Source organism: Aquimarina sp. AU58 (assembly GCF_900312745.1).
GTDB classification, from domain to species: domain Bacteria; phylum Bacteroidota; class Bacteroidia; order Flavobacteriales; family Flavobacteriaceae; genus Aquimarina; species Aquimarina spinulae.
Genome location: NZ_OMPD01000014.1, coordinates 366616 through 381068 on the forward strand (window position 1 = coordinate 366616; position 14453 = coordinate 381068).

Here is a 14453-nt window from a genome sequence, read left to right on the forward strand (position 1 = left end):
TTGATGCACTATTTTACAGAAGATTTTGTGGCTTTTTTTAAAGAGTTGGCAAAGAATAATCATAAAGACTGGTTTCATGAAAACAAAAAAAGATATGAAGCTAGCGTGAAAAAACCTTTTGAGGTATTTGTTGGTACTATGATAAGGGAAATACAAAAATTGGATCCGGCACTACAGGTTGAACCTAAGAATTGTGTACTTAGGATTAATAGAGATATTCGTTTCTCTAAAGATAAGTCTCCTTATAACTTACATTACACAGCTTTTATTTCGAGTAAAGGGCGTAAAGACAAAAGTATCCCGGGTATATTTTTACGTTTTTCGCCAGAAATGGTAGGTGTCATGGGTGGGTGTTTTGGCCCGTCAAAAGAACAATTACATAATATAAGAACCACAATTAATAAATCGCCTAAGACATTTAGGAATTTATTAGAGGATAAGGATTTTGTGCAGAAATTTGGAGAAATAAGAGGCGAAACAATGAAACGAATCCCCAAAGAATGGCAGGCGGCATGTGAAAAGGAACCTTTAATTGCTAATAAACAGTTCTACTTTGTTGGAGAAGAAGCTCCAGGTCTGATTAGTAGTGATGCCTTGGTCGAAGAAATGATGGCATATTGGCAAACGATGCGTCCTGTAAATGAATATTTATTAAAAGCAATTCAATAGCTATGGCATACAATGAATTTATAGCAGATCGTATTCGGCAGATTTTTAGAGAACAAAAGGCAGATTTTTATGAAAAGAAAATGATGGGAGGACTATGCTTTATGGTCGATAATAAAATGTGTTGTGGAATCCATTTTAGCAAGAAAAAGGAAATGGATTTACTAATGGCACGAATAGGGATAGATGCAACCGAAGAAGCTATGAAAAAAGAAGGGTGCCAACCCATGGATTTTACTGGTAGACCCATGAAAGGTTTTGTTTTTGTTACACCCGATGGTTTTGATCTGGATGAAGATCTCGAGTATTGGGTGCAATTATGTTTGGATTTTAACCCTTTTGCAAAGAGTAGCAAAAAGAGATAAAATCAACCAAGATCACTTAAATTAATTGTGTTCTGGCTATTTTTCTAGACCCCGATATCTTAAAAAAGTAATTATTACATTTGGATGGTTGTATCATATCCGGACTAATGATTTTTTTTAAAAGAATTTTATTAATACCCTTATTTTTTTCTGTTGGATTATCTGTTTTCTTAACAACAGGAATGTTTGCTCAAACAAAAGATGTTCCAGTGCCTGATAGCCTTGTTGGTAAATCCTCTAAAGAATTAGGAAGATTTATAAAGATATCCACACCAGAAGAGGCAAAAATTTACGAACTAGTACTTTCTAGTCTCAAAAATCAGGATAGCGCCAAGACTAATGAGTATTATTATATAGCACTTTCTTTTTACAATACGGGAAACTTCGAAAGAAGTGCATATTATTTTAACCATGCAGCAAAGGCGGCAAAGCAAGCGAACTACGATCTGTTTTTATGTGCTATTTATTTAAAACTTGGCAATTCTTATCTCAAGGATTGGAAAAATCAAAAAGCATTAGATTCCTATTACAAGGCTTTGGAAATTGCACAAAAGAATAGAAATATTAAATATGAGATTGTTGCAAATTCAGGGATTACCATGATTCGTAGAAGAATGAAACAATTAGATAAAGCTTTAGAAGTTTGTAAACATTCCCTAAAACTTGCAGAGAACTCTTCTTTTAAAAATGGTAAAAACCATGTCAATCTAATTACTATTATTAGTGAAATATACATGGATCAAAAGAAATATGATTCTGTACTTTATTATGCAGAAATAGGAATTAGACTTAGTGAGCCTATAAATTATCATATAGGAACTATTGATTTAAACACTAAAAAAGGAGCAGTGTTTTTTTATAGAAACGATTTGCCTAAGGCATTCGAGTATTTATATCTGGTAGAAGATATTGTGAATACTCATAAGATTAAGCAAAAAAAATCTATACTGAATCTGCATTATTTTCTTGCTCGTTGTTATTATAAACAAGGAGCATACAGAAAGGCAATTACATCTTTGGATCGAATATTAAACTTGTTAGAAGAAAAAGATTCAAGAAATGATAGAGTTTTGGATGCATATCGACTACTGGCAGATTGTTATGAGGCTATAGGAAATGAGAGAAAATCTAAATACTGGCTTAATAAACATACGATACTTCAGGCTCAATTTCAGGACGAAAAGGATAAAACCGTTAATAAAATATACAATAAGGATACCCAGGAGCTGGGAGAGACTATAAAGGAACTCGAGAATAGACAACAAAAAGAAGTAAGATATAGTATAATTGTAGTATTGATATTGTTAATATCGTTGATAGTAGTTGGAGGGTTGTTTTACAGGAAACAAAAAATGAATAAAACTATTTTTAACGATTTGATGGATAAAATATCTAATCTGGAGTCTGAACGTAAAACAGAAATAATAGGATCTAAAGATAGTGCTAAGGAGATTATAATCGATGATGAGAAAATCAATAATGTGCTAAAGGGGTTAGATAGATTAGAAAATCAGGAATATTTTTTGAAATCTGATTGTAGTCTCAGTACGATGGCCAAAAAAGTAAAAACTAATACTACATACCTTTCAAAAATTATCAAAATACATAAAGGAAAAAGCTTTAATGATTATATCAATGATTTAAGGATAGAATATGTATTAAAAAGATTGAAAAATGACAAGAAGCTTAGATCTTTTTCGATTAAATCAATTGCTTCAGAAATAGGATATAAAAGCGATAATTCTTTTACCAAACATTTTAGATCCAAAACGGGTTTAAACCCTTCTTATTATATTAAAAAAATCGAAAACTTAGGATAGTATTTTCATAGATAAGTAGCTTCTAATTCCTACCGCAATTTATTTAAATTGAGGATAACAAATTATGATCGATGTTATATAGAAAGTATATTATTTTATAAATATTAAACTAATATGATCATGAAAAAACATCAAAACAAAAGGATCGACCTTAAAAAAATTACTATTACCAGAATTAACCACAGCGCAATGAGAATGGTAAAAGGTGGAGAATGTGAGGTTACGGATGAAGATACAGGAACTCATGAGAGTCTTTGCGTTTGTCAAAGCGGGCGTGACGTATTTTAGATTTACCTTTTTTAACTATTCCAATTTTTTAGGTTGTTACGAGTGTTTTCTTGCTCCTCATTTTATCTAATATACGGGAGTTATGTTTTTCTCTCTCTTTGTTAGATTATACCTTAGAGTAGAAAGTCAAAGTGTTGTTAACAATAATGTTTTGATAAAGGGGGAAGCCGAAAACCTTTTAATAGAGTAGGTAAGTTTTATAATTCAATTTAAATCTAATAAGTTATGTTATCAAAAATTCTAAGTTTAAAAGATGTTCAGCAATTAAACAAAAAACAACAAGAAACTATTAATGGAGGGATACAACATCCTGTTGGATGTAGAACCAGAAGGGATTGCTTCCAAGCAATTGGGGAATGGGATTGGTATTGCTCTATATCGCCATATGGTGGTTATGGGACTTGCATGCCGTACTAAAGATTATGTTGTACTAAATATGATTCTTTGAAATTTATAAGACTGTCTGAAAAGACAGTCTTTTTTGTTAAATATTTTTTAGCATGTTTGCAAATCTGTAGAGTGTGCTATTAGTTTTATCATCAAAATAGAACTTTCTTTTTCCTTGTTAATATGCAAAGGATGTAGTATTTTAAAAACCTCACAATTTATAAGGTTATGATTACTACCCTAGTGGCATATGTTAGAAATTATATTGATATTTCTGATGAAGAAATAGAGCTATTTTGTCGATATCTTAAGGTAAGAAAATTCAAAAAGAAAGAATATGTGTTAGAAGAAGGAAAAGTCTGTAAAGCAAGATATTTTATTGTAAAAGGATGTGTGCGGTCATATTATATTGATGAAAAAGGAGTCGAGCGAATTCTTGATTTTGGTATTGATGAATGGTGGTTTACAAATTATAATAGCTTAATTAATCAAAGGCCTTCAGAAAATTTTATTCAAACTATTGAAGATTCAGTAATATTAGAGCTACATCAAGATTCTTTTGAAGAACTATCTGCTAAACTTCCTAAAATTGATAGATTATTTAGGATAATCACCGAAAAAACTCACATTGCCCATATCAATAAAACCAAGTATACTCGTAATCTTTCTGGAGAGCATCTATATAAACAATTTGTGTTAAGCAATCCGAAGTTTTCGCAAAGAGTTCCCCAGTATATGATCGCTTCTTATTTAGGTTTATCACCAGAGTTTGTGAGTAAGGTAAAAGCAAAATATCGTTAAAAAGAATTAGATATTATACATTTTTTAAAACAATGCATTATATGATATTCTTCTTAATACAAAACCTCTTCTTTGGAGGTCCTGTATTAAGATTTAAGTTTTGTATCTGTTTTCTTATCGACGTACAATTCTTTTAATAGTTCTACCTTTGTTAGTTTCAACCTCCATAAAATACACTCCAGATTTAAGAGATGAAATATCAAAAGTAGAGTTAGAGGTTTCAAATACTTTTCTTCCGTAGTAATTATATACAGAAACTTTTTTTACAGTAATCGTAAGATTTACAACTCCATCAGTTGGATTAGGATATAGTTTAAAGGTAGATATTGTATCTTCTTGTTGTGAAACAATAGTGTCTAATACAATACAAGAGGATCTGGTTGTACAACCATTTTGTGTAATATCAACAGCATATGAGCCATTTTCAGACGCCGTAAATGATTGATTTGTTTCTCCAGATATAGGTTGATTTGTTTCACAATTAACCCACTGATATGTTGCATCTGTTTGAATGGCTGTATAAGTTAGTGAATTATTTGTTATTGTTACATCTGGTAATGCGTTTATGGTTATGTCTACCATGCTAGAGGTAGCACATGTGCCTAATGTGGTATAGGTTACGGTATGGGTTCCAGGTATAGATTTCTGGATATTAATTTCTCCAGAAATTTCATTAATACTTAATCCCGATGTTGAACTAAATGTTCCTCCTTCTACCCCGGTTATTGTCGGTATGGGATTATTTGCATCAGGACAATAGGTCAAATCATCAAAACTGAAAGCAGAATTATCTAATTGAGTAATATTTACGACTACATCATTAGAATTGGGACAGGTTCCCTTGGTTGTATATGTTACAGTATAAGACCCTGTTGTACTGGTAGCAATATCGATTGTTCCGGTATTAGGATCAATGCTTAATCCTGATGTACTAGAAAATACTCCTCCAGCTAATCCCGAAATCGAGGGGGTAGGGTTAGCATCTTCTTTGCAATAATTACTTGAACTATAGTTAAAACCTGGATCGTCCAATTCGATGATATCTACAACAACATCACTAGAATTGGGACAGGTTCCCGTAGTTGTATAGGTTATAGTGTGAGATCCTGTTGTGCTGGCGGCAATATCGATTGTTCCGGTATTAGGATCAATGCTTAATCCTATTGTACTAGAGAATACACCACCAGTCAATCCCGAAATCGAAGGTGTAGGATTAGTATCTCCTTTGCAATAATTACTTGAGCTATAGTTAAAACTTGGATCATCGATGGCGTTAACTACAATAGTAATCGTCGTACAGGTAGCTGTTGTCTCGTCAATGCAAGAGATACCATCATCTTCTCCTCTGATATAATAAGTGGTGCTTGGTGCGGTGGGGGTGACCTCAAAGGTCGATGTATTAGTCTTTGTTGTGCCTATAAGAGTACCTCCGCAAGAATCAGTATATATCGACCATGTAGAGGCGATATTAAGATTACCGGTAATAGTTATGGTAGAGGTTTCTCCTTCACAAGTAACAGGTGTTGCTGTAATAGTTGATATGGTTGGTGGTATACATACAGGAACTTGTCTAAACCAGGCAAATCTAGGGGCATTAAAATTTGCTAAAATAGCATCTTTTAAACCATCTCCATTTACATCGCCAAAATCAACAGTAGGAAAATCTCCTATATCGGCATTAGTTAATTCTCCATCCATAGTCTTTTGAGAAGTCGAGAAATGAGGATTTGTAGCTGTTCCAGTGTTTTCTATCCACCTCACGAAACCTGTGTCAATCATAAAATACATATCATAATCCCCATCTTTGTCAAAATCTTCAAATACAGGTATGGGTACATCCATATTAGTATATGCACTTTCATCATCCCAGGGGCTATCCGCTTCAGATTGTAATTCAAAATTAGGATTTTCTTTGGTGCCTATATTTTTATAGTATGTTAGCTTATCACCTCCCAATGCTACTAAATCGAGATCTGTGTCATTATCAAGATCTACAAACCCTAAACCTGGAAATTCTGCGATATCTTGATCCAGAAGCCCAGGTAAACAATCTGGAGCATATTCAAATACCGGTACTTCTTTAGTGCCAATATTCCTATAAAATCGAATATCATCATCTGTTAAGCCTTCATAATTATATTGAGATCCAATAAATAGATCCAGATCTCCATCATCATCAATATCTGCCAATTGCGGTCTATTTTGATTTCTCGCAGAGCTACTGGCATGTATTTTTATAGTATCTAAAGTAGGTATTGATGCCAGAACCCAATAGGGAGCTGTAGCTGTACCCGTATTTTCGAAGTAATGAATAGATCCTCTTTGGCTTCCGGAAATAAAATCAAGATCATTGTCATTGTCAAGATCTACCAGTATAGCAGAAGGAAGACGCCCATCTGAAGTAGGTATTTCTGTAGCTCCTCCCGGGCCATATAATCCAGCAGGTTCGGGTCCAGGACGTGTAGAACCACTACCATCAGGATTAGAGAGAATTCTTCCTCCTCTAAACTCCCAGCTTATATAATCTGCTTGCGCAAGCATTAATTGATTCCCCAAATGAAAAAGTAAACAAATAAGTAATAGTTTTTTCATAACTATAGTTTTAAATAGTTGATCTCTAAATCTTATAATACACATCATTATGATATATACTTTTTGTATATACCATAGTCAATTAATAATTTTAAATGGCAGCACATCTCTGCAAACCAATTATGGAGATAATAGGGGCAATTTAATTTAGAGACATTTTATGTTCTCTCGGTCTGTGGTTTTAAGAAGTACTGTATTACCATTACCAAGAGGGGGGAAAGTAAGTAATTTTATATGTATAATACAGTTGAGTGCAAAATTAGTAATTTAGTTTTTCTTTAACAAGATAATATTATGTTAATACCCTGTTTTATATTTTTGTATTAACCAAAAAAGCAGGAATCGGTTGTTTTTTCGAGCTTCAAAAACGATTTTTGAAATAATAAATTAAATCCTGAGAAGATTGCTTTTTTAATAATACTCTAGTTTATATTCGTGAGTACTTTTTAATCAAACGCCCATACCTGATTCGTTTGACTATTAATAACCCTAGATCTAGCACCTCCTACAATGTATAGTTTATCCAGATGATTTATAGCTTGAGTATTAAATATATGTTTAAAAGGGGTGTTATTTGTTGCATTTTTCCAAAAGATTCCATCCCTTGAGAACCACATGTCATACAACCTTTCGGAATTTGTAGACTCACCGCCAATAATCCACATTTTGTAATCATAAATAACCGTTGCATGTTTCCACCGAGGTTTATAACCAGGATTTTTGGTAACTAATTCCCACTTGATACCATCAGTACTGTTCCATACTTCATTATCATTTGTTAAGCCTTTCTGTCCTCCTATTAACCAAATTTTATCTTTATAAACTAGGAAATCAGAATGGCTAATTTTGGTACTAAATTGTGGTGAATCTTGTTGTAAAACCCAATTCATTGTATCTGAGCTATTCCAAATTTTCACTTCTCGATACCCATTATGAATAACCCATAATTTATCTTGAAATACCAGAGGGGTAATATCATTACCATAAAGACCAATATTCGGAGTAATTAAATTCCAATTTACACCATCTTTAGTCGACCAAAATTGAATTACGTTTCTTATACCATTAACTTCAAATTTTCCTATTACAATCAATTTATTTCGAAAAACTATAGCTTGTATGCTTATAGAATTATTAAAAGGAATACGAGTCGTTACCTTATTCCAGTATTCACCATCTGTTGAAGTCCAAATATCACAAGGTTGTTCAAGAAAATTTTCTTCACGACGAATTATGTCTCCACCAATGATCCACAGTTTATTATCAAATTTAATTAGTTTATGCCTATTTCTTGCAGGAAATTCACCTGGAGAATTAATGTAATTAATGTTGGTTTTAAGGTTTCGAGTTGTAAAAAAATAAATATTACTATCGGTTATTCCTCCTTTTTTATCTTTTGCTGTGACTTTCCAAAATACTTTTGTGTATATAGGCAGTAAAGGTAGTTTTACTTCATTTTTTGTTAGTTCGAAAGCAATTGGTATTGTTGGGAAATTATTAGAATCTTCACTAAGGTATACATCATAATATATTTTATCTCCATCAGGATCAATCGCTTGTTCCCAAACTAGTACAGGAGTTCTTTCTATATTCAATGATTTGTTTTTTACACTAACTAATTTAAAAGGATTTGGGGCTTTGTTATTAGGATCATTATTTTGATTTTTTTTTATGCAGGAACTACTACTAAATAAAATGCTAATAATTGCTATTTTAATGTAATAGAACTTTAATTTTAATATAATGGTTTTCATAGTTGCGTGCAATTTAAAATATACTCTGTGAAAATTAACCGAAAACAATTTTGAGAACTCAATTAACTAGAAAGTATAATAAGACTTGTGAGGTTTTATAAAATTGATAAATAAATTTTCTTAAATCAAGAGGGGTTTACCCCTTTTTTAGGTAATACTCTATATTTTATCTTACAAAAATAATCAGAATCAAATTGCTTTATGCTTTACAAGACTAGGAAAAGTAAGCATAGCTTATTTATTATATAAACACAAAAAAGTCCAACATTTCTGCTGGACTTTTGCTCCCCCTCTTGGGCTCGAACCAAGGACCCTTTGATTAACAGTCAAATGCTCTAACCAACTGAGCTAAGGAGGAATTTATTTTTGCAAATATAGAATGTTTTTCTCTTTTTGCGAGTGCAAATATATACTATTTTTTATATCTCAAAAAGATTTTTTTGATTTTTTCAGGTTATTTATTCAGTATTTGGCAAATATTATTTCGTTTATTAATGCTTGTTTTATTAAAAACCTCAACTATATGTTTGTAGTTGAGGTTTTTAACGCGATTTTTGTTAAATAAGAAACTTACTTCTTATTTTTTATCCCAGATAAGAATCGTTTAAAATAAAATAGGCTCTCCTTCTGGAAATGGTTTAGGAAATTGAGGGAAAAATGGAGGAATACATCCACCACCAGTTCCATCATCATATACATTTGTAGAATGTGGCTCAGTACCACCATTAATACGTTTCGCTTCTAAACTTGTTAATTCGATTAGGTTTTTCATTTTTTAATTGATTTAATGATACATTATTTTTAAGCTATCTTTTGATCGATAACTGATGTAAAACTAATATGCATTGGTCTCAAATTGTGAGACGCTATCTAAAAAATGAAAGAAACTGTTTACATTAGGGGGTAAAAAAATTAAGTCAATAAACCACTGGATCTGGTTTATTGACTTGATTTTTATCTCTTGTTAGAAGGGTTTGAAGCCTCCATTTATCTTAAGTTTTACTATTTATCAAAAATTGCCCGGTAAATATCATTACCGTTAGCAAATAGCAATAGAGCGATAAGAAGAATAAAGCCAGCAAGTTGTGCATACTCCATAAACTTATCATTGGGTTTTCTACCTGCAATAATTTCGTATAATAAAAACATTACATGGCCACCATCTAATGCCGGGATAGGAAGGATATTCATAAATGCCAAAATAATTGAAATAAAGGCTGTGGTTCCCCAAAAAGCTCTCCAATTCCAGGCATCGGGGAAAAGATTTCCGATCGCACCAAATCCACCTACCTGACTAGCTCCTTTTTTAGTAAATACATATTTAAACTGTGCTATATAATCATGTAAAGTCCAATATCCAAAATCAAAACCTTTGGTAATACTTTCTCCGAAAGAATATTTTTTTTCCTGAATCTTATAACCATTTTTAACTACAACACCAATTAACCCATCTTCGTTTGGAGTTATCGAAGTAGAATTGGTCTCATTGTTTCTTACATAATTTATAGCAATAGGAGTGCCTTTACTTTCTTGAATTGTTTTTCTAAACTCATGCCAATATTGTATAGGTTTTCCGTTTACTTCAGTTATTTTATCTCCTTTTTTAAGTCCGGCTTTCTCAGCTATTTCAAGATATGTACTATCTATAATAGGTTTGTTTATAGGAGAAAAAGGTCGTAAAACCCCAGATTCAAACATGGTTGTTCCTATGTTTTCGGGAACTTGGATTGTTTCTTTATTTCCATTTTGATGTAAAACGCTAATGTTTTTAACATCACGCATAAACAAATAGTGATTGATTTGGGTTACATCTTCTAATGTCTTCCCATTTATTTCAAGAATTCGATCTCCGTCTTCAAATCCTAACTTTTTAAAAGAATCTTCTACCGCAAAACCGTTTGGCATATCATCAAAACCAACATAATTGGTTCCCCAGGTAAATATAATAGCCATATAGATTAAGAATCCAAGGATAATGTTTACCGTAACACCCCCTAGCATGATAATCAATCTTTGCCAGGCTGGTTTAGATCGAAACTCCCATGGTTGTGGCGGGCCAGCCATTTGTTCTTTATCCATACTCTCATCTATCATACCAGCGATTTTAACATATCCTCCTAGAGGTAGCCAACCAATACCATAAACGGTTTCACCTATTTTTTTCTTAAATAGCGAGAATTTTATATCAAAAAACAAATAGAATTTTTCTACTCTTGTTTTAAATAATTTGGCAGGAATAAAGTGTCCTAATTCGTGTAATACGATCAGAATAGATAAACTTAATAGTAACTGTATTGCTTTTATAAAAAATGGACTCATAAGTCATTGTTCAAAATTAAATCACGCAAAAGTAACCTTTTAGAAGAGTATATGAAAAAAAACTACCATACAGTTCGGTAGATTTAGGATTTTTTTAATGAAAATGACCTTTTTATAAGTGATAATCCTTGTAATTTTGCAGGAATAATAAGTCACTATGCTTCAGTTTTTTTCTAAATATAAATTTTTTGCAATTGTACTTTTTGTATTATCTGCAATTATTATTTCCATAATATATTCAATTCTTAAACCCAATCGAGTTTTACCAGTGTATGAACCTGATATGGTGAATACAGAATTGGTAGATAGTACAGTGCAGTATATTCGCAAATATCATAAAATTCCGGATTTTAAACTAACCAATCAAAATGGAGAAGAAGTAACCCAGAAAAATTATGAGGATAAGATTTATGTGGCAGACTTTTTCTTTACCACTTGCCAAACAATTTGTCCTATTATGACAGGGCATATGAAGGAGGTACAGGAACGCTTAAGAGATGATGGCGATGTGCTTTTGCTCTCGCATTCTGTAACTCCAACAATAGATAGTGTTGCGAGGTTAAAAAAATATGCTATCGAAAAAGGAGTGGATGATGCCAAATGGAACTTGGTTACCGGAGATAAAAAACAAATCTATGATTTGGCGCGTAAATCCTATTTGGCAGCAAAATCTGATGGAGATGGTGGGCCATATGATATGGTACATACCGAAAACTTTATTCTTGTAGATAAAAAGAAGCGTATTCGAGGATTTTATGATGGGACCAATCCAGAAGATATTGATCGGTTGATAGAAGATATTGCTATTTTAAAGAATGAAGGTAAATAACCAAGAATTTCTCAGAGATATGGTTTTTATTACCCTTATTTTGAAACTTTGGCTTTTTCAATACGATTTTTTACACTATTTTTGCTTAGTTTAAAATTAATCTAAATAAACTTTGAAGACTACAATTGCTACACTTAAGAAAGGTCAGCGTGCTTTGATTAAGGAGATTACTTCAGATATTATTCCTCTAAAATTATTAGAAATGGGATGTTTACCAGGAAATGAGGTCGAATTACTTCAGACAGCTCCTTTTCAATGTCCAATGTATCTTAATATAAATGGTAGCCATCTTGCCATCCGTAAAGAAATTGCAGCCCAAATTGAAGTTCAAATTATTTAAATAGCAATTCTTTTTATGGCTAAGCAAATTAAAGTTTCACTTATAGGAAACCCAAATACCGGAAAAACATCAGTTTTTAATTTGCTTACTGGCCTTAATCAACAGGTTGGTAATTATCCAGGTATTACTGTCGAGAAAAAAGAAGGAGTATGTAAATTATCTCGTGGAGTTAAGGCTCACATTATGGATTTACCTGGCACTTATAGCCTTAATGCTTCTTCATTAGATGAAAATGTAGTGATCGAATTACTGCTTAATAAAAAAGGCAAAGATTATCCCGATGTAGCAGTCGTAGTAAGTGATGTAGAAAACCTTAAACGAAATTTACTTCTTTTTACACAAATTAAAGATCTGGATATTCCTACTATTTTGGTCATTAACATGGCAGATCGTATGCATAGAAAGGGGATTTCATTAGACATTCCACTATTAGAAAAAGAGCTAAATACCAAGATAGCTTTGATTAGCGCTCGTAAAGGAGAAGGGATTGATGAACTTAAAAAAATAATAGAATCATATACATCATTATCAAAAACGCCATGTTTTGATGCATTGTCTTTTGCACCAGATTATTTTGGCAGATTACAAAAAACATTTCCTGATCAATCTTTATATAAGCTTTGGTTGATCATAACTCAAGATGTTAATTTCAGGAAATTCGATAAGCAAGAAATAGTTGTTTCACCTGATTTTAAAATAAAATCTGAAAGTGAATTAAAAAGATTACAGCAGAAAGAGACCATTAAGCGATATCAATTTATTAATAATGTGCTTAAAAAAGGTCTTACCATAGATGAAAAAGCTGCTACAGGAATGCGGGCAAAGATGGATAGGATACTTACCCATAAGTTTTGGGGATATGTTATTTTCTTAGCAATACTCTTATTGATATTTCAGGCCATTTATGATTGGTCATCTTACCCAATGGACTTAATAGATGAAGCTTTTGCCTGGTTAAGTGAAGTAACAAAAGCCTCTCTGCCATCTGGACCTTTTGTCGATTTGATTACAGAGGGTATTATTCCTGGGTTAGGAGGGATTGTTATTTTTATTCCTCAAATCGCATTTTTATTTCTCTTTATTTCCATATTAGAAGAAAGTGGTTATATGAGTCGCGTAGTTTTTCTTATGGATAGAGTGATGCGCAGGTTTGGATTAAGTGGTAAAAGTGTAGTTCCTTTAGTTTCTGGTACTGCCTGTGCTATTCCGGCAGTAATGGCTACAAGAAATATCGAAAACTGGAAAGAAAGATTAATCACGATTCTTGTCGTGCCTTTTACCACATGTGCTGCAAGATTACCGGTATATCTTATTATTATCTCATTGGTTATTCCAGATGAAAAAATAGGCTGGATATTTGGTTACCAAAGTCTTACTTTAATGTTGTTGTATTTTCTCGGCTTTGGTACTGCGGTAGGATCGGCGTGGTTACTTAACAAGATATTAAAAATCAAAAGCAAATCTTATTTTGTAATCGAAATGCCGGGATATAAAGTCCCACTATTTAAAAATGTAGCAATAAATGTAATCGAAAAGACAAAAGCTTTTGTTTTTGGAGCTGGAAAAATCATTTTGGCAATCTCTATCATCTTATGGGTTTTAGCGAGTTTTGGACCTAATGAAAATTTTAGTAATGCCGAAGAAATTATAACAGAACTTCATCCTAACCTTTTGCAAGAAGAATTAGATAACAAAATAGCATCTTATAAACTAGAATATTCCTTTATCGGATATGCAGGTAAAGCAATAGAACCTGTGGTGGCTCCTTTGGGTTATGACTGGAAAATAGGAATAGGAATTATTAGTTCTTTTGCTGCTAGAGAAGTTTTTGTAGGAACGTTAGCAACAATATATAGTGTGGGGAGCGATGAAGAAGAAACAATAAAAAATAGAATGGCAGCAGAGGTTAATCAGGTAACAGGAGGACCATTGTTTAACTTAGCTAGTGGTATCTCATTATTATTATTTTATGCCTTTGCCATGCAATGTATGAGTACTTTGGCTATAGTGAAACGAGAAACTAATAGCTGGAAATGGCCGACGATTCAGCTTGTTTTTATGAGTATCTTTGCTTACAGTGTAGCTTTAATTGTATATCAAATTTTAAAATAAAAACATTAGTTTTAGTATCTTTATACGACTATATATACTATGAGTATTCTTATCCAAAATATAATCGTGCTTTTGATTTTTGCTGGAGCAATAGGATTTTTGATTAAAAAATTCTTTTGGAAATCCTCAATATCTTCTACAAAGAAAAAATCATCTAAATCTTGTGGTAGTACAGGTTGT

At 32.3% G+C, this 14453-nt stretch carries 13 protein-coding genes and 1 tRNA gene; 9 read left to right on the forward strand and 5 right to left on the reverse strand.

Annotation, left to right across the window (positions count from 1 at the left end):
• Window positions 1-3: 3 nt before the first annotated feature.
• From DK441_RS13325 to DK441_RS13340, 6 genes are all read left to right on the forward strand, one after another.
• A complete protein-coding gene (locus tag DK441_RS13325) occupies window positions 4-669 on the forward strand; it encodes a DUF2461 domain-containing protein (protein ID WP_160112087.1) in 666 nt (221 codons plus the stop codon).
• Window positions 670-671: 2 nt separating this feature from the next.
• Complete coding sequence (locus tag DK441_RS13330) at window positions 672-1031, forward strand: TfoX/Sxy family protein (RefSeq protein ID WP_025665871.1); 360 nt, start codon at window positions 672-674, stop codon at window positions 1029-1031.
• Window positions 1032-1138: 107 nt separating this feature from the next.
• On the forward strand, window positions 1139-2851 hold the full coding sequence (locus DK441_RS13335) for a tetratricopeptide repeat protein (RefSeq protein ID WP_109851168.1): 1713 nt from the start codon (window positions 1139-1141) through the stop codon (window positions 2849-2851).
• 120 nt (window positions 2852-2971) lie between these two features.
• Window positions 2972-3139, forward strand: coding sequence for a class I lanthipeptide (locus DK441_RS27270; RefSeq protein WP_200822852.1), 168 nt, complete (start codon window positions 2972-2974; stop codon window positions 3137-3139).
• 292 nt (window positions 3140-3431) lie between these two features.
• The gene (locus tag DK441_RS26590) at window positions 3432-3587 is read left to right on the forward strand and encodes a hypothetical protein (protein WP_160112088.1); all 156 of its coding nucleotides are present in this window, start codon (window positions 3432-3434) and stop codon (window positions 3585-3587) included.
• Window positions 3588-3754: 167 nt separating this feature from the next.
• Window positions 3755-4327, forward strand: coding sequence for a Crp/Fnr family transcriptional regulator (locus DK441_RS13340; RefSeq protein WP_109851169.1), 573 nt, complete (start codon window positions 3755-3757; stop codon window positions 4325-4327).
• Window positions 4328-4441: 114 nt separating this feature from the next.
• Here DK441_RS13340 and DK441_RS13345 read toward each other — a convergent pair whose 3' ends face one another.
• From DK441_RS13345 to rseP, 5 genes are all read right to left on the reverse strand, one after another.
• Window positions 4442-6919: an FG-GAP-like repeat-containing protein gene (locus DK441_RS13345; RefSeq protein ID WP_160112089.1), complete on the reverse strand. Its 2478-nt coding sequence runs from the start codon at window positions 6917-6919 to the stop codon at window positions 4442-4444.
• A 446-nt stretch (window positions 6920-7365) separates the two neighbouring features.
• Window positions 7366-8673 (reverse strand): hypothetical protein, encoded by a 1308-nt coding sequence (locus DK441_RS13350; protein ID WP_109851171.1) that lies wholly within the window; start codon window positions 8671-8673, stop codon window positions 7366-7368.
• Window positions 8674-8957: 284 nt separating this feature from the next.
• Window positions 8958-9031, reverse strand: a tRNA-Asn gene (locus DK441_RS13355).
• Window positions 9032-9277: 246 nt separating this feature from the next.
• The gene (locus DK441_RS26595) at window positions 9278-9445 is read right to left on the reverse strand and encodes a hypothetical protein (RefSeq protein ID WP_159099235.1); all 168 of its coding nucleotides are present in this window, start codon (window positions 9443-9445) and stop codon (window positions 9278-9280) included.
• A gap of 230 nt (window positions 9446-9675) precedes the next feature.
• On the reverse strand, window positions 9676-10992 hold the full coding sequence (gene rseP, locus DK441_RS13360) for an RIP metalloprotease RseP (protein ID WP_109851172.1): 1317 nt from the start codon (window positions 10990-10992) through the stop codon (window positions 9676-9678).
• Between the two features lie 157 nt (window positions 10993-11149).
• Here rseP and DK441_RS13365 point away from each other — a divergent pair, with 157 nt between their 5' ends.
• From DK441_RS13365 to feoB, 3 genes are all read left to right on the forward strand, one after another.
• Window positions 11150-11821 (forward strand): SCO family protein, encoded by a 672-nt coding sequence (locus DK441_RS13365; protein ID WP_109851173.1) that lies wholly within the window; start codon window positions 11150-11152, stop codon window positions 11819-11821.
• Between the two features lie 112 nt (window positions 11822-11933).
• Window positions 11934-12161, forward strand: a complete 228-nt coding sequence (locus DK441_RS13370) for a FeoA family protein (protein WP_109851174.1) — start codon at window positions 11934-11936, stop codon at window positions 12159-12161.
• A 15-nt stretch (window positions 12162-12176) separates the two neighbouring features.
• Window positions 12177-14273 (forward strand): ferrous iron transport protein B, encoded by a 2097-nt coding sequence (gene feoB, locus DK441_RS13375; protein ID WP_109851175.1) that lies wholly within the window; start codon window positions 12177-12179, stop codon window positions 14271-14273.
• The last annotated feature ends 180 nt before the right edge of the window (window positions 14274-14453 follow it).